General features: G+C 60.1%; 13 protein-coding genes. 9 read left to right on the top strand and 4 right to left on the bottom strand.

Going from position 1 to position 21,554, the window contains the following annotated elements:
• Positions 1–106: 106 nt before the first annotated feature.
• Complete coding sequence (ydiJ, locus tag JL015_RS00810) at positions 107–3,190, bottom strand: D-2-hydroxyglutarate dehydrogenase YdiJ (protein ID WP_201017023.1); 3,084 nt, start codon at positions 3,188–3,190, stop codon at positions 107–109.
• Between the two features lie 167 nt (positions 3,191–3,357).
• On the opposite strand from ydiJ, the gene JL015_RS00805 reads away from it, so the two are divergent.
• The 9 genes from JL015_RS00805 (at position 3,358) to JL015_RS00765 (ending at position 18,384) form a co-directional block, all read left to right on the top strand.
• Positions 3,358–4,263 carry a LysR substrate-binding domain-containing protein gene (locus JL015_RS00805; protein ID WP_201017022.1) on the top strand — a complete coding sequence of 302 codons (906 nt, stop codon included), beginning with the start codon at positions 3,358–3,360 and terminating at the stop codon, positions 4,261–4,263.
• Positions 4,264–4,275: 12 nt separating this feature from the next.
• Positions 4,276–5,172 (top strand): LysR substrate-binding domain-containing protein, encoded by an 897-nt coding sequence (locus tag JL015_RS00800; RefSeq protein WP_201017021.1) that lies wholly within the window; start codon positions 4,276–4,278, stop codon positions 5,170–5,172.
• Positions 5,173–5,358: 186 nt separating this feature from the next.
• Positions 5,359–6,669: an MFS transporter gene (locus JL015_RS00795; protein WP_201017020.1), complete on the top strand. Its 1,311-nt coding sequence runs from the start codon at positions 5,359–5,361 to the stop codon at positions 6,667–6,669.
• Entirely contained in the window at positions 6,666–7,928 is a 1,263-nt protein-coding gene (locus JL015_RS00790; protein ID WP_201017019.1) for a metal-dependent hydrolase family protein, read from the top strand. The genes JL015_RS00795 and JL015_RS00790 overlap by 4 nt, the downstream gene beginning before the upstream one ends.
• A gap of 173 nt (positions 7,929–8,101) precedes the next feature.
• Entirely contained in the window at positions 8,102–8,455 is a 354-nt protein-coding gene (locus JL015_RS00785) for a hypothetical protein (protein WP_201017018.1), read from the top strand.
• Positions 8,456–8,530: 75 nt separating this feature from the next.
• Positions 8,531–12,607, top strand: a complete 4,077-nt coding sequence (locus JL015_RS00780; RefSeq protein WP_201017017.1) for a DUF6603 domain-containing protein — start codon at positions 8,531–8,533, stop codon at positions 12,605–12,607.
• A 61-nt stretch (positions 12,608–12,668) separates the two neighbouring features.
• A complete protein-coding gene (locus tag JL015_RS00775; protein ID WP_201017016.1) occupies positions 12,669–14,036 on the top strand; it encodes a hypothetical protein in 1,368 nt (455 codons plus the stop codon).
• Between the two features lie 2 nt (positions 14,037–14,038).
• A complete protein-coding gene (locus JL015_RS00770) occupies positions 14,039–14,896 on the top strand; it encodes a hypothetical protein (protein ID WP_201017015.1) in 858 nt (285 codons plus the stop codon).
• The gene (locus tag JL015_RS00765; RefSeq protein WP_201017014.1) at positions 14,893–18,384 is read left to right on the top strand and encodes a hypothetical protein; all 3,492 of its coding nucleotides are present in this window, start codon (positions 14,893–14,895) and stop codon (positions 18,382–18,384) included. The genes JL015_RS00770 and JL015_RS00765 overlap by 4 nt, the downstream gene beginning before the upstream one ends.
• 32 nt (positions 18,385–18,416) lie before the next feature.
• Here the strand turns inward: JL015_RS00765 and JL015_RS00760 are convergent, their stop codons facing one another.
• From JL015_RS00760 to JL015_RS00750, 3 genes are all read right to left on the bottom strand, one after another.
• The gene (locus JL015_RS00760; RefSeq protein WP_201017013.1) at positions 18,417–19,316 is read right to left on the bottom strand and encodes a polysaccharide deacetylase family protein; all 900 of its coding nucleotides are present in this window, start codon (positions 19,314–19,316) and stop codon (positions 18,417–18,419) included.
• A 194-nt stretch (positions 19,317–19,510) separates the two neighbouring features.
• Positions 19,511–20,362: an urea carboxylase-associated family protein gene (locus JL015_RS00755; protein WP_201017012.1), complete on the bottom strand. Its 852-nt coding sequence runs from the start codon at positions 20,360–20,362 to the stop codon at positions 19,511–19,513.
• 100 nt (positions 20,363–20,462) lie between these two features.
• Positions 20,463–21,143, bottom strand: coding sequence for a hypothetical protein (locus tag JL015_RS00750; RefSeq protein ID WP_201017011.1), 681 nt, complete (start codon positions 21,141–21,143; stop codon positions 20,463–20,465).
• Positions 21,144–21,554 lie beyond the last annotated feature (411 nt).

The raw sequence follows: 21,554 nt of genomic DNA, 5'->3' as shown, positions 1-21,554 counted from the left end.
CGTACATGCCATTTGTGGGAGGGGCCTTGGCCGCGACGACCAGTGTGAAGGCAACACATTTTCAGCGCCTTCATACTGCTGTCGCGGCCAAGGCCCCTCCCACGGATCACCTGTTTTTTGAAATCACCGTCTCTTGACTGACAGGCATTACTCCTACATGAGCCAGCAATATCTGTAACGGATGCTGCACCACTTGCCCGTCCTGGCGCTTGACCTGGCTGCGGCAGGAGTAGCCATCGGCAACCAGCCGCCCCTCACCATTGTGACGGGCCACCAACGGTTGCCAGGACTGGCTGTAGATGGTGTCGGAGTGTTTGGCATTCCGGGTTTCATGGCCGTAGGTGCCTGACATGCCACAGCAGCCGCTGGCCAGCACTTCAAGCTTGAGGCCGGTGCGAGCAAAGGCTTTCTGCCACAGACCGACGCTGCCCGGCTCGTTGGTTTTCTCGGTGCAGTGCGGCAGGAAGTAATAGGTTTCGCCCGACTGAACCTGCCCGGACTCTTCCAGCTGAGCAGCCAGCCACTCTTGTGGCAGCAACACCGTGGGCACATTTTCGCTGCCCAGTGTCTTGCTGTATTCCTGCCGGTAAACCAGCGTCATGGCCGGATCAAGCCCTACCAGCGGAATGCCATAAGCCTCAAGTTTGCGCAGCGATTGGCTGTTGAAACTGGCAGCCTTCTCGAAGGCCGCCAGGAAACCTTGCACTTGCAGCGGCTTGCCGTTTGGTGCAAATGGCGCGAGGTAAACCTGATAACCCAGACGCGAAATCAGCTCCAGCCAGTCAGCCGCCAGATGGGTCTCGAAGTAACGAGTGAAAGCGTCCTGAACGAGGATAACCGTACGCTTGCGTTCCTGTTCAGACAGTGCAGCCAGACGCTGCGGCGTAGCGATGCCGACATTCCAGCGGGCACAGGCGGCGCGGAAATCCATCAGGCTCAGCAAGGGGCTGTCCACCATGCCCGCCACATGTTCAAGCAGGTAACGAACCGGTTTGGCAGCCATTATGGCGTTGTAGAGTTTCGGGAAACGAGCCAGATACGGAATGCTGAACTCCAGTGAGCCGATCAGGTAATCCTTCAGCGGACGCAGGTAGCGGCTGTGGTAAAGCTCCAGGAAACGCGAGCGGAATTCCGGCACATTGACCTTGACCGGGCACTGCCCAGCACAGGATTTACAGGCCAGGCAACCGGCCATGGCATCATAGACTTCATGGGAAAAGTCTTGCTGCCCGCGTAGCCTGCCCAGAGTGTTGGCGGTCTTGCTGACCAGACTCTTGATGACATTGGCAGAACGGGCACGGGCGCTGGCGGTCAGCACATCGATATTATGTTCACCTTGCAGGCGCAGCCATTCACGGACCAGCGAGGCCCTGCCCTTTGGCGAATGAATGCGGTTGCGGGTGGCTTTCCAGGACGGACACATGGCGTCGTCGGCGTCGTAGTTGTAGCAGGCACCGTTGCCGTTACAGTGGACGGCGCTTTCGTAGCTCTGCCAGACACGCTCGTCGATACCGCGATCCAGATCGCCCCTCAATTTCACTTCATCCACCAGAGTCAACCGGGCAGCCGGTACGGTCGCGGGCGTCGCGATCTTGCCGGGGTTGAGCTGGTTGAACGGGTCGAAAGCAGCCTTGAGTGCCTGAAGCGCCGGGTACAACTCACCGAAGTATTCCGGCACATATTGCGAACGCAGGCCTTTGCCGTGTTCGCCCCAGAGCAAGCCGCCATAACGTTTGGTGAGGGCCGCGACCGCATCGGAAATCGGGCGTACCAACGCGGCCTGCGCCGGGTCTTTCATGTCCAGGATCGGCCGCACGTGCAGCACGCCGGCGTCCACATGGCCAAACATTCCGTATTGCAGGTTGTAGCTGTCCAGCAATGCCCGGAATTCCTGAATGTAATCGGCAAGGTTTTCAGGCGGTACGGCGGTGTCTTCGACAAAAGGCTGAGGCCTGGCCTCGCCCTTGACGTTGCCCAGCAGGCCTACCGAACGCTTGCGCATGGCGTAGACCCGATTGACCGCTGCGCTGCCCACCGCCAGCGTGTGCCCCAGCCGAACCACCGAGGTGTCGTTCTGCAAATGTTCAACGAAGGCATGGACGCGCTGCTCCACTTCGCTGGCTTCGTCGCCGCAGAACTCGATCAGGTTGATCCCCAGCGTCGGGGTATCCGGGTCCTGAGGAAAGTATTCGGCCACGCCATGCCAGACGATGTCCTGCATGGCAAGCATCAAGACCTTGGAGTCCACGGTTTCAATGGACAGCGGCTTGAGCGCCATGAGTGCCTTGGCGTCACGCAAGGCATCCATGAAACCGGCATAGCGCACGTTGACCAGGATCGAATGCTTGGGAATAGGCAGCACATTGAGCTTGGCTTCGACGATAAAGCCCAGCGAACCTTCCGAGCCGCACAGCACGCTATTGAGGTTGAAACGGCCGTCGGTCTCGCGCAGGTGAGCCAGGTCGTAACCGGTCAGACAGCGATTGAGCGGCGGAAAGACGTCCTTGATCAACTGCGCCTGGGTATCGGCAATTTCGCGGGCACAGCGATAAGCGTCCCCTGCCCGGTCGGTTCGGGCCTGCTCAGACTCCAGTTGATCGGACCCCATGGCCAGGCTGTGTATGCGCGAGCCACCGAGCAGTACTGTCGACAGCTCAAGTACGTGGTCGCGGGTCTTGCCGTAGGTGCAACTGCCCTGTCCGCTGGCATCGGTATTGATCATGCCGCCGACCGTTGCGCGGTTGGAGGTGGACAGCTCCGGGGCGAAGAACAGCCCGTGAGGCTTGAGTGCTGCGTTGAGCTGGTCCTTGACCACGCCGGTCTGCACGCGAACCCAGCGCTCCTCGACGTTGATTTCCAGAATCCTGTTCATGTGCCGCGAGAGGTCGACCACCACGCCATCGGTGAGCGATTGCCCGTTGGTTCCGGTACCACCGCCCCGTGGCGTCAGTACGACCTGTTTGTGCTCGGCACGTCCGGCCAGTCGCGCCAGAGTCTCGACATCGGCACTGTCGAGAGGAAACACTGCGGCCTGGGGCATGCGCTGATAGATCGAGTTATCGGTGGCCAGAACGGTTCGCGAACCATGATCCCTTGCGATTTCGCCTCGAAACCCCTCCTGCGCCAGGGCATTGAGGAAACGGTCATAGTGATCGACCTGCGCGGAGGTCGGTTTCAAGAGGGCAATCATGGTGGCTTCCTGACAGGCGAGGCTTTTTATATGCAAACTTTTATAGGTAAAGCACGTATGCTTCAGAGCGCTCTGAAACCAGGCTTTATCAACGGTTACGCTGATTTTCAGGCTTGATGACCAAGAGAGCAAATGTAAAACCTGTAGTTTTTCCATGAGCTTTATGAATGAACCCGAGAAGACTCACGCCTTCGATGTCGCTGCTTATCGCTTTTGAGGCAGCGGCGCGTCATGTCAGCTTCACCAAGGCTGCCGATGAACTGGCTCTGACCCAAAGCGCCGTCAGTCGCCAGGTGCAGGCCCTTGAAGCACAACTGGAAGTCGAGTTGTTCAAGCGTGATGGCCGACGTATCGAACTGACCACGGCGGGCGCGCTGTATCAGCATGAACTGGCGGCAGCCCTTGGGCGAATCCGCAGTGCAACGCTGCAGACCATCGCCCACAAATCCGAAGGCGGAACCCTGCACCTCGCCGTTCTGCCGACCTTCGGCTCCAAGTGGCTGCTGCCACGCATGCATGACTTTTACGCCCGACATCCGGGCCATGTGGTGCATATCCACTCGCGCATCGTGCATGCCGACCTGATGCCTGCGGCCAGCGACATGAACGCGATCATCTGTGCAGGCACAGGCAATTGGCCGGGCTATATCGCCCATCCGCTGATTGCGGAAAAACTGGTGCTTATCGCCAGCCCTTCGGCACTGGCTGGCCATGAGTCCATGACGCCAGGCCAGATTGCCCAGCACTCGCTGCTGAGCGTGGTTTCGCGGCCCAACGCCTGGTCCGACTGGTTCGACAGAAACCAGCTCGATCACCACATCATGCGCCCCGGTCCGAGTTTCGAGCTGACCGCGCACCTGATTCAGGCCGTGGCCGCAGGTATCGGCGTGGCTCTGGTGCCGCGCATTCTGGTGCAGGATGAAATCAACAGCGGCGAGCTGGTCACGCTGTTCGAGCCGATGGACAGTGGCCGCAATTACTATCTGGTGTACGCAACACGTTTCCAGAACCTGCCAGCGCTCTGTGTGTTCCGCGACTGGCTGCTGTCGACACCGTTCCCGGACGGTTTGTAATACGGAGTCTCTGTGCGTATAGAACCCCTTCCGCCACTGCAGAACCTGATTGCTTTTGAAGCCGCCGTTCGCCACGGCAGTTTCACCCGGGCAGCCGCCGAGCTGCACCTGACCCAAAGCGCAATCAGCCGACAAGTCGCGCAGTTGGAAGACTTTCTGGGTCGGGCGCTGTTTCGTCGCGAGCACAAGCGCATTCATCTGACCGTGGCGGGGCAAATCTATGCCGAGGAAATTCATCGGATACTGACTCAGTGCGCCGAAGCTACGGCTCAGGTCATTACCCACAGCGGTGAACAGCAATTGACGCTGGCCTGCTCCAGCGGTGTGGCGGCGCTGTGGCTTGGCCCTTTGCTGGGTCGTTACAAGGATGAATTCCCGGCAGTGGACATACGCCTGCGCGTGGTCGATGGGCTGGACTCTCTGGTTCGGGCGGAGTTTGATCTGGCACTGTACTTCCTGCGCGAGCAATCACCTCCCGGCCTGGACAGCCGCCTGCTGTTTGCCGAATCGGTGAACGCCTATTGCTCACCGGACTATCTGAACGGACAGACGCTTGAGCCGGTGCAATTGCTCGACCATTGCCTGCTGATGCTCGAAGACGGCCAACGCCAGTGGTTGTCGTGGAACGACTGGTTCGGTCGCCAGGGTGTAGATGCTTCGCTGATCCACCAGCGCATGACCGTGAATCTCTACCCGGTGCTCGTGGATCTGGCCATCGCCGGTCATGGCATTGTGCTGGGCTGGCGACCGATGATTGATCGCCATGTGCAATCCGGTGCCCTGGTGCCTGCATGCAACTCGGATATCGGTGCCATCGGCGGCTATTACCTGCTCACCCCCAGCGGCAAGATTCCAAGACGCGCCGCCCGTGCCTTCGAGAAATGGCTGACCAATGAGATTGCGAGCTGACACGCGGTTACTTGCATGCGCAATACGCATGCAAACCTGCGTAATGATCGCTTTCTCAAATCCAGGCCGAAGCCTAATCTCGAACGCAACCGGGCATTAGATCCGAATAATGTTTCAACTTTTCAACTCTGCCCCCTTATAAATGCAGGGTTGCTTCCTGCATGTCTTGCATGCAGGAGTCAAAAAGTGAGCACTGAACACGCCTCTCCATCACGCACCCACAATCAAAAGGCGCGTCGTGCCGTTATCGCCACGGTCATCGGCAATGGCCTGGAATGGTTCGACTTCACGGTCTACAGCTTCTTTTCCGTCATCATCGCCAAGGTGTTCTTTCCCACCGGCAATGAGCTGACTTCCTACCTTCTGGCCCTGGCAACCTTCGGCGTCGGCTTCTTCATGCGCCCGGTGGGTGGCATCGTGCTGGGCATCTATGGCGACAAGCACGGGCGCAAGGCGGCACTTTCGCTGACCATTCTGCTCATGGCCCTTGGCACACTGATCATCGCCATCACTCCCAGCTATGCGCAGATAGGCCTGATGGCGCCGGTACTGATTGTGCTGGCGCGCCTGCTGCAAGGCTTCTCGGCCGGAGGTGAAATGGGCAGCGCCACGGCATTCCTGACCGAGCACGCACCCGAAGGCAAGAAAGCCTTCTACTCCAGCTGGATTCAAGCCAGCATTGGCGTGGCCGTATTGCTCGGCTCCGCGCTGGGTGCCGTCCTGTCCAGCTACCTGACCCAGGCACAACTGGAAAGCTGGGGCTGGCGGGTGCCCTTTCTGATTGGCACCCTGATCGGCCCGGTGGGTTTCTATATTCGTAGCCGCGTCGATGAGACGCCTGTCTACAGCGCCAGCAAACCTGTCGAGTCGCCCCTGCGTGAAGTCTTTCGCACTTACCCACGCCAGACCCTGATCAGTTTCTCGCTGGTCGTGCTCTGGACAGTCTGTACCTACGCCGTCCTGTTCTACATTCCTTCCTACGCCCAACGGGTGCTCGGCCTGCCTTCATGGATGGGATTCAGCGCGGGCATGATGGGCGGCGCTGTGTTGATCGTGGCAACGCCAATAGTCGGCGCGCTTGCTGATCGTTATGGTCGTCGGCCATGGCTCCTGGGGTCGGCAGTGGCCATTTTCTTCAGCGCCTACCCGATGTTTCTTTTCATCAACCAGATGCCGGGGCTGTTTTCGCTGCTGGTATTTGAAGTGGTGCTCGGCCTGCTGATTTCGGGTTACATCGGTTCGATCCTCGCCGCCTTCGGCGAGCTGCTACCAAGCCACGTGCTCTCGACGGGCTTGTCGGTGGCCTACAACTTCGCCGTGACGATCTTCGGCGGCTTCGCCACGTTCACCATCACCTGGCTGATCGCCTCGACCGGCAGCAACGTGGCCCCCGCGTTCTACATCATGTTTGCAGCACTCATCAGCGGCACCGGCGCGATGCTCTATCGCGACCGGAAGCACGTATCACATCGTCCTCTGACTGGAGCCCTTCAATGAATCACACTGACTCTTCCCGCCTGATACTGCGCAACGGTCGCTTGCTTGATCTTCAGTTGGGTCAATTGATTGCCGGCCAGGAAGTCGTGATCGAGGGCGAGCGTATTGTCGCTGTACGCCCTGCCGGCGAACCCGCCGAAGCCGGGGCCAGGATTATCGATCTGGGTGGCAAGACGCTGATGCCCGGCCTCATCGACTGCCATGTTCACGTTCTGGCCTCCAATGCCAACCTGGGCTTCAATGCCCTGCAACCCAACGCCATCATCATGTATCGCGCACTGCCGATCCTGGCAGCCATGCTGCAACGCGGTTTCACCACCGTGCGTGATGCCGGCGGTGCCGACTGGGCATTGGCCCGCTCCATCCAGTTGGGGCTTATCCCCGGGCCAAAGATCTTTGCGTCGGGCAAGGCCTTGTCGCAGACAGGCGGCCACGGCGACATGCGCGCCCGTGGCGAACTTCTGCTGAATGAACCCTGCTCCTGCTGCTTCCGCGCCGGGGCTATCGCTCGAGTGGTGGATGGGGTCGACAATGTGCGTCTGGCGGTTCGCGAAGAACTGCAACAAGGCGCGAACCAGATAAAGATCATGGCGTCAGGGGGCGTGTCTTCACCCACCGACCCGATTGCCAACACCCAATACAGCGAAGCCGAAATCCGCGCCATCGTCGACGAGGCCGAAGCCGCCAACACTTATGTAATGGCTCACGCTTACACGGCACGCGCCATTCGCCGGGCCATCGAATGCGGCGTGCGCACCATCGAGCACGGCAATCTGGTGGATGCCGACACCGCCCGCCTGATGGCAGAAAAAGGTGCGTTTGCAGTACCGACTCAAGTGACCTATGAAATGCTCGCCCAGTATGGGGAACGCTTCGGATTGCCAGCAGACTCGGTCGCCAAGATCGAAGACGTGCGTCAGGCCGGACGCAATGCCCTGTTGCTGTTCGCCGAAGCGGGCGTGCCCATGGGGTACGGCTCGGACCTGCTCGGTGAAATGCATGAATACCAGAGCCACGAACTGAAGATTCGTGCCGAACTGCTGGGCAATCTTGCGGCCCTGCGCAGCGCCACCAGAGTGGCTGCACAGATTCTTCAGCGCGAGGGTGAACTGGGCTGCATCGCACCCGGCGCACTGGCCGACCTGCTGGTCGTGGACGGCGACCCGCTGACCGATATTGATTGTCTGGTAGGTCAAGGCGAGCGTCTGGCGATGATCTTGCAGAATGGTCATATCCGGAAAAATACGCTGAAGCAGTGACCGGTTACAAAATCTGACGTGGGAAGCTGTCGGGCACGACTCGATATCGAGTCGTACAAACAAGGCCCTCACAAGCGTCCGCCCGCAAACCATGCCGCCCGATATCGCTCTTTCACCTGAACAGGAAATTACGCATAATGGCTATATAACATCAATCTCACAAGAAGTGCGCAATGAAGATATCGATCAACCTCCGTCTGTCCCTCGGTGAGGACCATTACGACGTCAAGCTGGATCTCCCCGGCAGCACCCCAACAGTCGATAGTCCTTTCTTGTTCGGGGTCGAACAGTTCAAGTTCAAGGCGAAGGACGCCACCAAGCCGGATGAAAAGGAAACTGTCGACGAAAGCAGCATCGACAAACTGCTACAGGTTGCCATTGGTGACAAGAACCATCTCTACGTGGCGGTCAAGCCACCCACGTCGCTGATTGAGGCCGCCGGAGTCCACAACGTGGTACAAAACCTTGAGGTACTGGTCTCTGAAGGCGAATATGTTCCTAATGAACGCAGGTTCAACACAAAATAGATACAGCACTCCTGACATCAGCCGCAACAGAACTGCTCGCAACACCCAGCCTTCGGAACACTGGCGGCATACGCAATGAACGCAAAAGACCTGCTCGCACAACTGCGGCAAGGATTTCCCGAGGCGCAACGATCGGGCGTACTGAACACCTCGAAACTGCCGGGCACGCCCTGCGACGCGGTCTTCACACCGCTCGGTCTGCCTTTACTATTGACGCTGCACAGCAAGCAGGGCTGGATCGAAAGTGATCAGGCCTTCGTCCTGCGCGGATACGCAGAGGAGACATTGCTGGGCGTGAAAAAGCCCTCGGTGTTTCTGCGCGTGCAGCCAGACGGCGAAAGGTGCATGGTGCTGCTGGGTATCAACCTGCCGGTGAACTGGCAGTTCATTGATGCCTTCCCGAACGCTCCCTATCCGATTCTCGCTACCCTAGCCTGCCGCAGCCTGCTGATCGCCAGCAGCGACATCAGCGCTCCGCTCGGCTGGTTGCATCAGGTCAGCGAGGTACGTCCCGCTGACGAGCAACCTGCGGTGGATGGCAAGCACCTCAGTGCCGGACAAGGTGCCAGCCTGTTCGGCTGGGACAGCGCCGCCAGCGACCTGATCGGCGTAGACACGCTGTTGACGCTGCTCCAGGAACCCACTCTGAAAGTTGCCATCTCCATGGGGCTGGTGGGCTCTGCACCGGCAAATCCCCTGAATGAGAACGCTGCTCTGGTTGATGGCAACCTGCCGGCACAGTACCGCAATGGCTCCAAACTGCTGCGGCGCAACGAAACCTTTTGTGGTTTCAACCGGGAAAGCCACAGTGTGAGCTACGCCTATCTGTCGCTGCATGCCGTTGGCGACAAGGGCCTGGATATCTGCCCCGGGCTGATCAACCTCAGCGATGTGCAACTGCGCTTCAGTACTCTGCGGCCAAAGGACCGGAACAGTATCCTGTCTTTCGCTCTCCAGGGCGTGTTCACCCTGGGCGGGCTGCCATTGCTGGTCAAGGGGCACCTGCCAGGCAAGATCCTCAGTGGTGGCCTTGATCCGGCCAGGCCAGCACCGTCGCTGACGACCTTCGTGAAAGAGGTCTTCAAGCACGATCTTCCGGGAGAGATGACCATCGAGCGCCTGGAGTTCTGGGCCAAGACCGAACAGTCCTTGTACGGTGCGGCGCTGAGCATCGAGGGTGACTGCAGGTTCGACATCGGCCATGAACGTTTCCTCGCTTTCCATCGCCTGGAAATGAGCATGCAGCGTGACCTGCAAGGGTTCACAGGTGGACTGGCGGGCGGCTTCCGCATCAATGAATACAACGAATTCAATATCGCAATCGATCTGGCCAGTGAAACCAGGAAAGTTACCGGCGACTGGGCCAACCACGACAGTCCGCCCGCTTTGAATGACCTTCTGCGCGCCCTGCACCTGCCACAGATAGGCGAGTTGCCCGCAGGCCTGCAACTGCGCCTGAGCAAAGCCGGCTTCACTTTCCTGGCGGAGTCCGATGCGCTGTCTTTCGCCCTTGAGTTCAAGGCATTACTGAGCACTACGCAAGACCCGACCGGCCGCAGTATCAGCGATGCGGTGCTGGTAGCCGGACGCCAGTCGAAGGACGATCCATGGGGATACCTGTATGCCATGGACCTTGGCCTCAATCTGGAACTGGGCATGGACAGCATTCCCCTGGCGGGCAAGCTGGTACCCGCCGGCAGCGACCGCCTCGGCATCGAGCGCGTGCGCCTGATCGCGGCGAGCAAGGTCTTGCCGCCTATCCCTGCAAGCAGCACGCTGGCCACTCTGTCCGGGCAATCGTTCGATGGCGGCCTGTCCCTGGCGGTGGACCTGAAGGTGGGCAACGAGCCGAGCAAAACCCTGATGGCACGCTTCGGCGGCAAAGCGAAAGCCCCCCAGGAGGCAGGGCCAATCAAGCCCGTCAAGCCAGCAGCACCAGTCAAACCAGACGCGCAAGAAGATGCCGCACCGGAACTCCCGGAGGATGAAGAACAACCAAGCGCCGACAAGGTCGCCTGGATCAAGATAAAACGCGCCCTCGGCCCCTTGCGCCTTCAGCGCATCGGCTTGAGCATGACCGACAGCGGTGCCGTTGCCGTGTTGCTCGATGCCGGCCTCGATACTCGTGGTCTGAGCATCATGCTCAACGGGCTGCAAGCGAACATTCCCCTGCTGGGTGCCGCCGGAAAGCTGGAATTCGACCTGGCAGGGCTGGCCGTGCAATACCGCAGCAAGGCGCTGAGCATCGGCGGTGCCCTGGGTCGCTTCGGGACCCGGGAAAAGCCGACCTACGATGGCCAACTGACGGTCAGCGCCGGACGCTTCGGTGCCACGGCACTGGGTAGCTACACCACCGGGACGGACAATCGACCGTCCTTCACGGCCTTCACCTTCATCGACGTGCCGCTGGGTGGCCCACCGTGTTTCTTCGTCACCGGCCTGGCCGCCGGGGTCGGTTTCAACCGTGCGCTACGCCTGCCGGAGGTGGACAAGGTCGGGCAATTCCCGCTGATCCAGGCGGCGATGGGCAATATGACCGAGCTGCAGGCAAAGGCTGACCTCGGCAAGTACATCGAGCCCGCGGCCGATCAGGACTGGTTCGCCGCCGGAGTACGCTTCAGTTCGTTCAAGATGATCGAAAGCTTTGCCTTGCTGACCCTGTCCTTCGGGGCACGCAGCGAAGTCGCCCTGCTCGGCCAGAGCACCCTGAGCCTGCCTCCCTCCACGGCGGCGAAACCGGCGTTGACGATGGTACACGCCGAGTTGCTGCTCAAGGCCAGCCTGCAACTGGAGGAAGGTTTGCTGGCAGTGAATGCGCAGTTGTCGTCCACCTCATGGGTGTTCAGTCGCGATGCGCGGCTGACCGGCGGCTTCGCCTTCTACCTGTGGTTCGGCAACAGCCCCTATGCCGGTGACTTCGTCGTCACCCTGGGCGGCTACCATCCACAGTTCAAGGTGCCGGCGCACTATCCGCAGGTCCCGCGCCTGGGACTGAACTGGCGGGTTTCGGACCAGCTGACAATCAAGGGCGAGCTGTACTTCGCCCTGACGCCCTCGGTGATCATGGCCGGCGGCCTGCTCGATGCCACCTGGCAGAGCAGCGGCGTGCAAGCCTGGTTCCAGATACAGACCAACTTCCTGATCCGCTTCAAACCGTTCACTTACCGAATCAGCGCCACTGTCAGCATCGGTGTCTCGGTCAAGGTCGATCTGTGGCTGAGCTCCTACACCCTCAATGCGCGGGTCAACGCCAATCTTGACCTGTGGGGTCCTGACTTCGGTGGCCTGGCGCTGGTCGACCTGTCGGTGGTGTCCTTCACCATCGACTTCGGTGCCCAGAAACGTCCCGGCAATACACCAATCGACTGGGGGGAGTTTCGCGAGTCGTTCCTTCCGGCCCCCACCGTTCTTAAACCCGACAAGCCAGCCCCCACGCAGAGCCCGCTGATCGGTATCAGCGCACCGAGTGGGCTGCTCGGCACCGTCGAGCTAAAAAACACCGTCACGCAAGAAAGCAAGTTGTTATGGAAGGTCGACCCCGCCAATCTGCGCCTGGTACTAAGTAACCCGGTGCCGGTTACCCATGTGAGCGGTCCCCTGGCACCGGCACAAGGCAACTGGAATCGCAGCCTGGGCGTGGCCCCCATGGACAAACCACAGGGGTCGCTGACCAGTACGTTATGCCTGAGCATCAAACGCACCGATGAACAGGATGGCGGTAACTGGAGCAGCCAGGCCCTGCTCGGTAACGTACCTGCTGGCCTTTGGGGCAATGGGAGTGCCACCCTGCAAGGTTCGGCGATGCTTGCCAACGCCCTGACCGGCCTTGATCTGCTCCCCGCGCAGCCTATCGCGCAAGATGGCCTGAGCATCCTGATCAGCAACCTCCAGGCGCCCACGTCGATACCACTTAAAATCACGTGTTCGGACAGCAAACCCGACAATGCTCCCTATGAATCGGGCAATACCCTGGCACAGCTAGGCGAATCCCTGAGCAGTCCGCAGTCTAGCAAGGCGCGCAACGACATCCTTGCTGCACTGCAGCGGCAGCAAAAGACCACCGCCACCACTCTCGACCTGAGCAAGAACTCCAGCGACGCGCCCTCCATTTTCCGCGTGGCACCGCACCTGTGTTCACTGGGGGCCGAATGAAACAACGCTTCCCTCGCTTCGACTACACCGCCGTCGGCGGTATCCCAAGGAATCCGCCAGCGTGCCGTTGACTCCCCCCGAACGCCTTCTCCACCAGGATCCGGGCAACCAGTCCCTGACCTTCATCCCCTGCCTGTTGCCGCCACTAGCCAGCGGCGAATACTGCATCAGTGCCAGCCAGACCGTAGAAATCGGTGGCGTGGAGCAGGACACCTTCAAGTCGACCCAGGGCTTCGTGGTTCTGGGAGAACGCTATCGTCTACCCCCGACATTCCTAAACAGCCAGTCACCGCAAAATGGCGCTCGCGGTGATTTCTCTCGACAGTTGCCCCACGTGGTGCTGAACACTGCCACCCTGCCCTGGCAGCGCTCGCCCTCCGTAAAACCGACCGCTGAGGACGAGCCCCCGCCAAGCTGGCTGGCCGTGCTGCTGTTCGATGAAAACGATCCACCACCTGCCCCGCAGCAACTGACCGTGGCCAATCTGCTTGGCAAAGACACACTGTTCTTTCCCCAGCGCAGCGAGGAACCCGGAGAGCTGGGCACAGACCCGGTCACGGTGATCGATGTGGATATCGATCTGTTCAACGCCATCGCCCCATCGCTCAACGATTTGCGCTGGAACGCCCATGTGCGTCGTGTCGCCCCCCAGGCCAAGGCCAGCCTCGACGGCAGCCTGCCACCGCTCGACTATGCGGTGGTGGTTGGCAATCGCCTGCCTGCCCCCGGGCACTCCTCGGTAGCGCATCTGGTGTCGCTGGAGAATTTCGCCACCTACTTGCCGGGGGACGAGGGTGAGCCGTCCAAGGCATTACCGGACGGCACACGCACCGTCCGCCTGGTGAGCCTGGCCAACTGGACCTTCAATTGTCGCGACGGGCAGCAGGACTTTACCCAGCTGTTCAGAGCCCTTGAACCCGCAGCGCTGCGCATGCCCTGGAACAAGGCCAGCGCACAGGACGCTGGCGGCGACAAGCAGGTCGAGAATGCCTTCGGCCTCGGCTACAGCGCGATGAACCATGCTTTGCGTAACGGTGAGCAGAGCGTGTCCTGGTACCGTGGCCCGTTGTTGCCGGTCAGCACCACAGCCATGCCGAAACCCTCGGCCAGCCATCCCGACGAACTGCTGCGCTACGACCCGGCCAGCGGTATGTTCGATGTCAGCTACAGCGCCGCCTGGCAGCTCGGGCGGCTGCTGGCCCTGCAGAACAGCAGTTTCGCAAGCGCCCTGTACCGCTGGAAGCTCGGCCACACTCAGCAACAGCTGCAAGCCTGGGAAAACAACGATCTGGATGCGGCACTGGCAGATCTGTCATCGAGCGGAGCGCCGGGGCAAACCACCGAGAGCCGTGTCGAACAGGTATTGTCCAACCTGCTCAAGAAAGCCGTCGATGAACTGGGCAAATCCATCGGTACGGGGAAAAACTGAGCATGGCACGACAATTCGGCACACGGATAACCCTGGATGAGATGGCGCAGCGCTTGCGAGTCCCCGTCGCACCACCCATCGTCACCTGGGACAGCAACGATACCGACGCAGGACTGATCCACGCCTGGTTGAGCGACTTGCAGATGCTCAAGGGCGTACCGTTCAACTACCTGGTGGCGGACATGGCTATGCTGCCGGCCGAGTCCCTGCGCTTTTTTCAGGTCGACAAGGGCTGGCTCACAGCCCTGCTTGACGGAGCGCTCAGCATCGGCAGTACAACCGTCGATTCGCAAGCCGCACAGCAAGCCTGCAACGCGCTGCGCGCCGCCGCCGAGGAAGCGGTGCAAAGCTGCGAGATGCGCCAGGAGCTGCACGCCGAAGCCGTACCCGAAGTCCAATGCCAGCCCGTGGCAACCGGCGACAAGCTAAGTGGCTTTCTGCTGCGCTCGAACCTGCTGGCTGCCTGGCCGGGCCTGGAGGTCCAAGGCTTCACTGACACCGCGGCGCTGTCCATCGTGCGCATGGAACTGCTGGCTCCAGGCCTGCTGCTGTGCCTGTTCAATGATCGACTGACCCGAGTGCGCTTCACGCTGCCTGCCGAGGCCAGTCATTTTGGTGTGAGCAACGCAGGAAACAAGGGCTTCGACAAGGCCCTGCGCACTCTCGGCAACGATCCCGGCAGACTCACCGAACTGACCACCGTGGTCAGCCCGCGCGCCAACGGCCGCCGGGTCATACCGTTGGCGCGTCTGGCCGCCAGCATGGGCGAAGCGCTGCACACCCCCCTCGACGCAGCCGGCTTCGCCCTGCAGATGGTTGAAAGTGCCGATGCCGTGGACTTCACCTGGAGCGTGCCATGAGCGATGACATCCTGATCGCCAACCTCGATATCGCCGCCCTGGCCGTAGGCAAGGGCGATATCGAAGCCGGTGCTCTTGCGCTGCCCGCCATGGCTGACTTCTCGCGTTTGCCCCACAAGGGCAATCCAGCGCCCTACATCAGCCAGACCGTGCTCGGCGGCAGCTCACCCTTTGCCGAAGGTAAGCCGTTGAAGGCCGGTATCCATCTGCACTGGAGCCTGCCACGACAACTGACCCGCGGCGGGAGCACGGCTCAGGGCCTGAAGTTCCCTCCCGTGCCGGATCGCTGGCTGGTGACCCGCATGCTGCGGTACGACAACGACAAGATGCTCCTGAAAAGCTGGGTAGTGGAAAGCGACCGCCTCAGTGAAACTGCCAACCCCGAGTCCCCGACCATCCTCTTCGAGAACAAGCAGAAGCAGCCACAGATGGCCTGGATCGGCCAAGTGTTCGACGCAGAAATCTGGCAGGAAGTCCTTGACGCTGACGGAGTCCAGCGCGCGCCACGACCGTTCACCGCGCTCGGTTATGGCGAGCCGTCCTTTGCCGCCTTCTACCCCAATTGCATGTCGGTATTCGGTTTCCACGATACGCTGACCGACCTCCCGAACCCGCAGGAGCGAGTTCGGATCAGCTATCAGGTCAGTGGGTGGTATGCCCGGGAGAGCGAAGATCCACTGCACCAGGCAACGGCCGAGATATTAGCCGACTGGAAGGTGCCGGCGGGCAGCCAGCCAGGACGGCTGATCTGCGCTGGCATGCTGGACGACATCGCCTGGCAGGCCAGCGCTCGCTACCTCGATACGCCACCGCAGGACTTGACCGTGGCCATCGCCGGCACCTCGCGTGAGGCGTTGTCGGCGCTGCTGGCCAAAGGGTCGGACGTAAACAATGCCGAGGCCCTGTTCAACGCCCTGCAGTTCGGTCGGCTGTCCGATGCTGACAGTGACACTGGTTCCGGCCGCGAATTCGAGCAGGAGGTGCATGACGCAGGGTTTGCCACCCTTTCCGGAGGCAACTCATGGAGTGTCGAACGGCAAGACCAGCGCCTGAGCAGCGATACGCCGGAACTGCCAGCCGACCAGGCGTTACTGCTGGCAAAACTGAACGAGCTGCAAGGCACGTTGAACGAGGGCGATCACAAACGCAGAGCGCTGCAGGCGCAACTGTTCCTCGACTGGCAGAAATACCAGATCCTGCTGCATGACCCTGCACAAGTGACGCCCGGCCTGCAACTTGACCGGGAGGACATGCGCAAATGGCTGCTGGCGCGCAGTGCCGACATCATGGCGCTGCTTTCCGACCTGGCCGCTCAGCGCTTGGCTATCAAGCAGTTGGAACAGCAACTGTGTAAGAAACTGGCCACTGACTGCACTCTGCGCGAAACCACCGGCGCACCGCGTTTCTACCAGCCGACCGAGCCGATATTGCTGCTCGCTGGCAAAGATGTCGTGCCACCGGCCCGGCACGAACCGGATCGCATCAAGGGCAATGCCGACGAATGCAGGCTGGGCAGTCAGATCCGCAGTTTCAGCATAGTGAGCCTTGCACCAAGAGCCCATTTCAGGTGGGACAGTGCCAACATTTCATTGCTGCAACTACACGCACAGTTGCCATTGACTCCCGCGCTGAAAGCACTGGTGGCGGAGGCGCTAATTCTCAGCAAGAACCTGTTACCACAACTGAAGACGCTGCCAAGCCGTACGATGCCTGTGACGGTCGAGTACCAGGGGCTGGAGCCTGGGCCAGGCTATTACCAGGCATGGAGCACCCCCTGGCTGCCCTTCCTGCTGCAATACGAAATCGAACTCTGCGCCCTGGGCGACGGTAATGCGTCCACCGGCTATCCAGAGGACTTCATCCAGAAGCATTTCCGCTTCGGTTTCGATGCCTTCGACCTTGAGCCTTCCAGCAGCGTAGTGGGCATGAAACGCACTCTCAAGGGCAGCACCCTGCTGGCCGCCGACGCCACCTTGGGTCTCACCCGGGAAATCGAGCGTTATGCAAAGCAGCGCGGTGGCGATAACCAGGCCCTGCGCGACTTGCTGAAAAACATCGAGAACCTGCCCCTGCTCGCGCAGAATCTCACGGGCCTCAACGACGCCTTGCTCATGCAGCGCGCAGCCCTGCAACTGACGGTGGACGATCCACTGGCAGCCCATGCACAGGCCGATCTGATCAAGGCAGTGAGCAAAGCTGTCGGCGGGCGAACCCGCTTCACTCCCGTTGCCGACGCCAGCTACACCCCGCTGCGCGCTGAACTGCTGCGTATCCGCCGTTTGCGCCTGGTGGATGTTTTCGGTCGCTTCAAGGACTATTCGGCACCCGAAGTGCGGGTAGCCAAGGGTATGCAGCCTCCACCCGGCTTGCGCCAGGACGGCAGCGCCCTGCTTGCCCCACGCCTCGCCCAGCCCGCGCGCCTGCAGTTCCGCTGGCGTTCCGCTATCAACCTTATTCGGGAAAGTGACGATAGCATCGACAGTGGGCCGATACTGGGCTGGGTCATCCCCAATCATCTCGAACGCGCTCTGATGCTACATGCTGCCAATGGCCGGCCACTGGGCAAACTGGCTCTGGTGGACGACAAGGTGCACTGGAGTTGCGCACCACTAGGCGGATTTGTCTATGGCACGCCCCTGGACGACGTATTCGTCGGCCAGCCCGCGGACTTCTCGCGCTTCGCCAAGGCCATGTACAGCAACACCGACAAGGGTGTCCTCGAACATTTCCTGGCCCCCGTCGACTTTGCCCTGCGCTACTGCCTGCCGGACCAGTTCGCCGAAACCGCCGAGCACGTCGTGCTGAGCGGGCAGCCGCTGGTTCTGGCTCGTGCCAGCCTGGCCTTGGAGCTGCTTGGCCCGCCTGCGCGAAACCAGGCCTGGAACGCCCTGGCGAAATCCCTGAAGGACCCGAAAACGCTCAACGAAGGAGGCTTGACCAAGGTTCGCTTCCCGGTCCGCCTGGGTGCCCTGAACAAGCTGGATGACACTCTCGTGGGCTACTGGATCAATCCGCAGGATGCCGCGGACTACCAGAACTTCAAGGCCATCTACCATCCCGCCGTTTCGGGCGATGACCGTGAGACGGACGATCATCTGAACGTCACCGCCGATGGCCAGGCGCAGGATCTGGTCCTGCTACTCGACCCACGCGGCAGCGTACACGCCAGTTGCGGCATCCTGCCGGCTAAGACCATCGACATTCCGTCCAGGCACTACGCAAGCGCACTCGCCTCGCTCGACGTAACCTTCGACTGCCTGCCGGTACTGACTGGCAGCGACTCTGCTGCCCCCGCGTCGATGGTCCTGCCGCGGGTCGCCAAGGGTGAATGGCACTGGATCAGCACAGCCGGGAAAGACTGGCACAGCCAGGCACCGAGCGACATCAACGGCACCAGGGTCAACCTCGACTATGGCCATCAAAATATCGCCGAGGGCTGGCTGAGCGTGCGGCGCGATGGACCGGAGAAACCAGTCCATGAAGAATGATTTCGCTTAGGGCCAGGCTTTGTATGAAAAACCTAATGTGAGTTTTGATCCCAGAGCCAGTTCCATATGCCCGGCAAGCGCACGCTCTCATCGCTGCTCTTGACCGTACGGGCCAGCGCAGCGCGCTTCAACTGCGCGCTGTCGTCGTAGAAAGGCTTTTCAGCCAGGGTCACGCCGGTTTCATGGGCGCTGTCGACCAATATCTGCAGGTATTCGCGAGCGTGTCGGGCGGTGTAGCGGTTCAGGTCATGAAAGGTGACGACAACCGGTATGACGCCATCGACAGTCGGAAGCTCGGCGGCCGCGATGCGCTCACGCACTTCCGATAGTTGCCGGACCATATTGGAGCGGCGGCGCAGGCTGAAGTTGTAGCCCCATATCTTGCCGTCGTTGGCACTCAGGTCGGTCAGCAGCACATGCAGGCCATGCTGCTGATAGGCCGCAAAGGTGCGTTTGTCATAGTTCCAGAATGGCGGACGCAACAGCACCGTCGGTGTGCCCGTGATGCCGGCAATGATCGCACTGCCCTCTGTCAGTGATTGTTCAAGCTCTTCGGGATTCAGCGAGCGGTGATTGGTGTGATGTGGGGTGCTGGTATGAAAACCCAGCACATGCCCTTCCTCATGCTGACGCTGCATGATTGCCCGCCCTTGCTCACTGCCGCCTGCGCCGCTGGAACCTGTCTGAACGAAGAACACGGCCTTGATATCCGGTTGCAGCGGATTACGGGCCAGGCTGTCGAGCACCGTGAGCGTCGGATTGTAGAAGCTCGATGCACTTGGGCCGTCGTCAAAGGTCAGCAGAAACCGGACGGGCGCTTGCTGATGCAGCCGCTCGACAGTCTGTGGCGTAAGAGGAACAGGGTTGGCGATGCAGCCCGAAAGGCCAAGCACGACAACAAGTACCGACAAGGTACGAAACACAGAGCACATGGGTAAGTTCGAGTCCGGATAGCCAGCGGTGATGCATCGGTCAGATGCCCGGCCATTCCTCCGTGATCGGCTCATGCGCGGGACATTCGGCCCTTCGCGCCCCTGTACTGCGCTGAGATGAGTACAGGGGCTCACACATTATCCGGGCTCAAACCGTAAAGCCATGGGTAAACGATGAACTTGATGGCCTGCGGCTACTTTTCCCACTCTGCGGGCGCAATCTTCAGCCCATGCAAGCCGTCGTAGCTTGCCCGCTGAGGTGGCGTCCAGCCTTCGAGCAGCGAGTCTTCCAGGCTGTAGATTTCCACGCCCAAAGGCCGGCAGACGGACAACGGGTCCTGAGCGTCCGGCCCCCACATTGGCAATGACAGGTCACCGCCGGGGCAAGTGGACAAGGCACACAGCAAGTCGATTTCCGCGAAGAACTCCAGATAATCTCCCTGTCGGGCCGGACAAGCCTTCATGAAATACATGTCGTCATGATTGAGCCCCGTGCACTGGAAGATATTGAGCACGTCATGGACATCGAACTCGGTCAGGCCATGAGGCAATACGGCGCGGGTCAGGTTCGAGTGGCAGTGATGATGAAAGTCTTCGCCGGTCAGCATCTTGTTTACGTAGGGATCGCAGCGGGTGCCGAGCAGGTCATGCAGGCGCCCGCCATGTTCGTCGATGCCGTAACTGGCCAGGCTGTCGTCGGTGATGGTCACCATCGGACGCAGGAATGGCAGGTTCGACCAGAGCCTGTCGTGAGTCGTGACATGAGCCCCCTGCAACTGGCGAGTACGGGAAGCCCACATGCGCTCGCGAGGATCATCGGCACTCCAGACATTGAAGTCGCCGACCTGCGGCCCCACCGGCGTGGTGACACGAAACACCTGCCCCGCCTTGACCTTCCAGGCCCGCCCGGTACGAATCGGCACCTCGAACTTCTCGATCAGCGTACGCTGATCGACGCTGGCACGTATGCGTTCGTAAAACGGCTTGTCCACTTGCAGCGCAGCACCTTTGCTGACCTGATAAGCGGCTGGGTAGTCTTTGTACATGCGCTGTTCCTCGGCCATGGGCAATGGCCACAGATAACAGACTTCCCGGCCATACCGTCAAGCCAGCATGACGCGCACAGGCATGAATGGGCGGTTTCGATCAGGTCGGACAGGCGATGGTGCCATTATCGAGGCCTTGCCTGTGGTTCTCGTAGTCCAGCGTGGCTTTGCCATTGACCCATTTCAGGGTAATCACCAGCACCGAATCGAAGTCGTCGCCCGTCCAGTCGTCCAGCAGTTTCATTTTCTGGCCCGATGCTTCTTGGGCGACCTTGTTGATCAGTTCCGGCAGATAGCCGTGGGACCAGGCCGTGTAGATGACTGCGTTGTGATACTTGTCATGCATCAGTTCATCGGCCAGGGCACCGGTGTCATTGGCACCAAAGTCGATATTGACTGGCAGGCCCAACTTGATCGCGCTGGGTCCGACGGTCATCAAGGGCCGCAGGTAGCTGTAGGACAGATCACCTTCCCCCTCTTCCACATGACGGCTCGGGTTGGCGGCAAAGATGAAATCGGCCTTGCCATAAGTCCTGGGTAATAGCTCGGACAAATCGATGGCACGGTTCAAGCCTTGGCAATTCAACTGCCCAAGGCCCATGGAAGGTTTCTCTGCATGGCGCAGGAATACGAGGGTTTGCGTACCGTTTTTCGGTTCGGCATGCACTCTGCTACCGATGGCAAACCAGAAGGCAAGGCAAGCAATCAACAGAGCAGGAAAAAGAAGCCAGGCGTAACGACGATAGACGCGGCTGATTAAGTGGATTCTGGAAATATTCATTGTCTGGAGTCCGGCACGTGTTAAGTAAAGTCAGCTTGTCACTGATGCGAATGTGCCAGCCATGAGCGGGTTCGCAGCCCCCGTGAAATCCTTTGTGGATCAGTCGAATACGTACCCTTGATCACGTTTAAAGACTAATACCTATATGTTTCGATATGAAGAATTCGGATGATAGGAGTCCAAAAGTGCCTTCTTGTTGCATCGGGCAGGCAAAAACAGACAAGACGCGAGAGGACGGATAGCCAGGAAAAGCCCTCTGGAGAGATTTAAAAGCTCACCAGAAGGTTAAAAACGAGGGATTTTTGCGCTAAATCAACAGATATTGGCAAAGTATTTGAAGGCGGAATTTTGTTTCAAAATTCGCGTTGCGGTGCATAAAACTCAATCTCTGGCCATTCAGAAGACTGAGGG

Source organism: Pseudomonas cichorii (assembly GCF_015471405.1).
Classification (GTDB): domain Bacteria; phylum Pseudomonadota; class Gammaproteobacteria; order Pseudomonadales; family Pseudomonadaceae; genus Aquipseudomonas; species Aquipseudomonas serbiensis.
The sequence above is the reverse complement of the archived record's forward strand: the minus strand, read 5'-3'. Positions and strand labels throughout refer to the sequence as shown.

What these genes read in the sequence shown, in the direction of transcription:
- JL015_RS00750 (WP_201017011.1), bottom strand. Translation starts at nt 21,143, where the DNA reads ATGAATATTTCCAGAATCCACTTAATCAGCCGCGTCTATCGTCGTTAC.
- JL015_RS00780 (WP_201017017.1), top strand. Translation starts at nt 8,531, where the DNA reads ATGAACGCAAAAGACCTGCTCGCACAACTGCGGCAAGGATTTCCCGAG.
- JL015_RS00760 (WP_201017013.1), bottom strand. Translation starts at nt 19,316, where the DNA reads ATGTGCTCTGTGTTTCGTACCTTGTCGGTACTTGTTGTCGTGCTTGGC.
- JL015_RS00790 (WP_201017019.1), top strand. Translation starts at nt 6,666, where the DNA reads ATGAATCACACTGACTCTTCCCGCCTGATACTGCGCAACGGTCGCTTG.
- JL015_RS00805 (WP_201017022.1), top strand. Translation starts at nt 3,358, where the DNA reads ATGAACCCGAGAAGACTCACGCCTTCGATGTCGCTGCTTATCGCTTTT.
- ydiJ (WP_201017023.1), bottom strand. Translation starts at nt 3,190, where the DNA reads ATGATTGCCCTCTTGAAACCGACCTCCGCGCAGGTCGATCACTATGAC.
- JL015_RS00755 (WP_201017012.1), bottom strand. Translation starts at nt 20,362, where the DNA reads ATGTACAAAGACTACCCAGCCGCTTATCAGGTCAGCAAAGGTGCTGCG.
- JL015_RS00765 (WP_201017014.1), top strand. Translation starts at nt 14,893, where the DNA reads ATGAGCGATGACATCCTGATCGCCAACCTCGATATCGCCGCCCTGGCC.
- JL015_RS00770 (WP_201017015.1), top strand. Translation starts at nt 14,039, where the DNA reads ATGGCACGACAATTCGGCACACGGATAACCCTGGATGAGATGGCGCAG.
- JL015_RS00785 (WP_201017018.1), top strand. Translation starts at nt 8,102, where the DNA reads ATGAAGATATCGATCAACCTCCGTCTGTCCCTCGGTGAGGACCATTAC.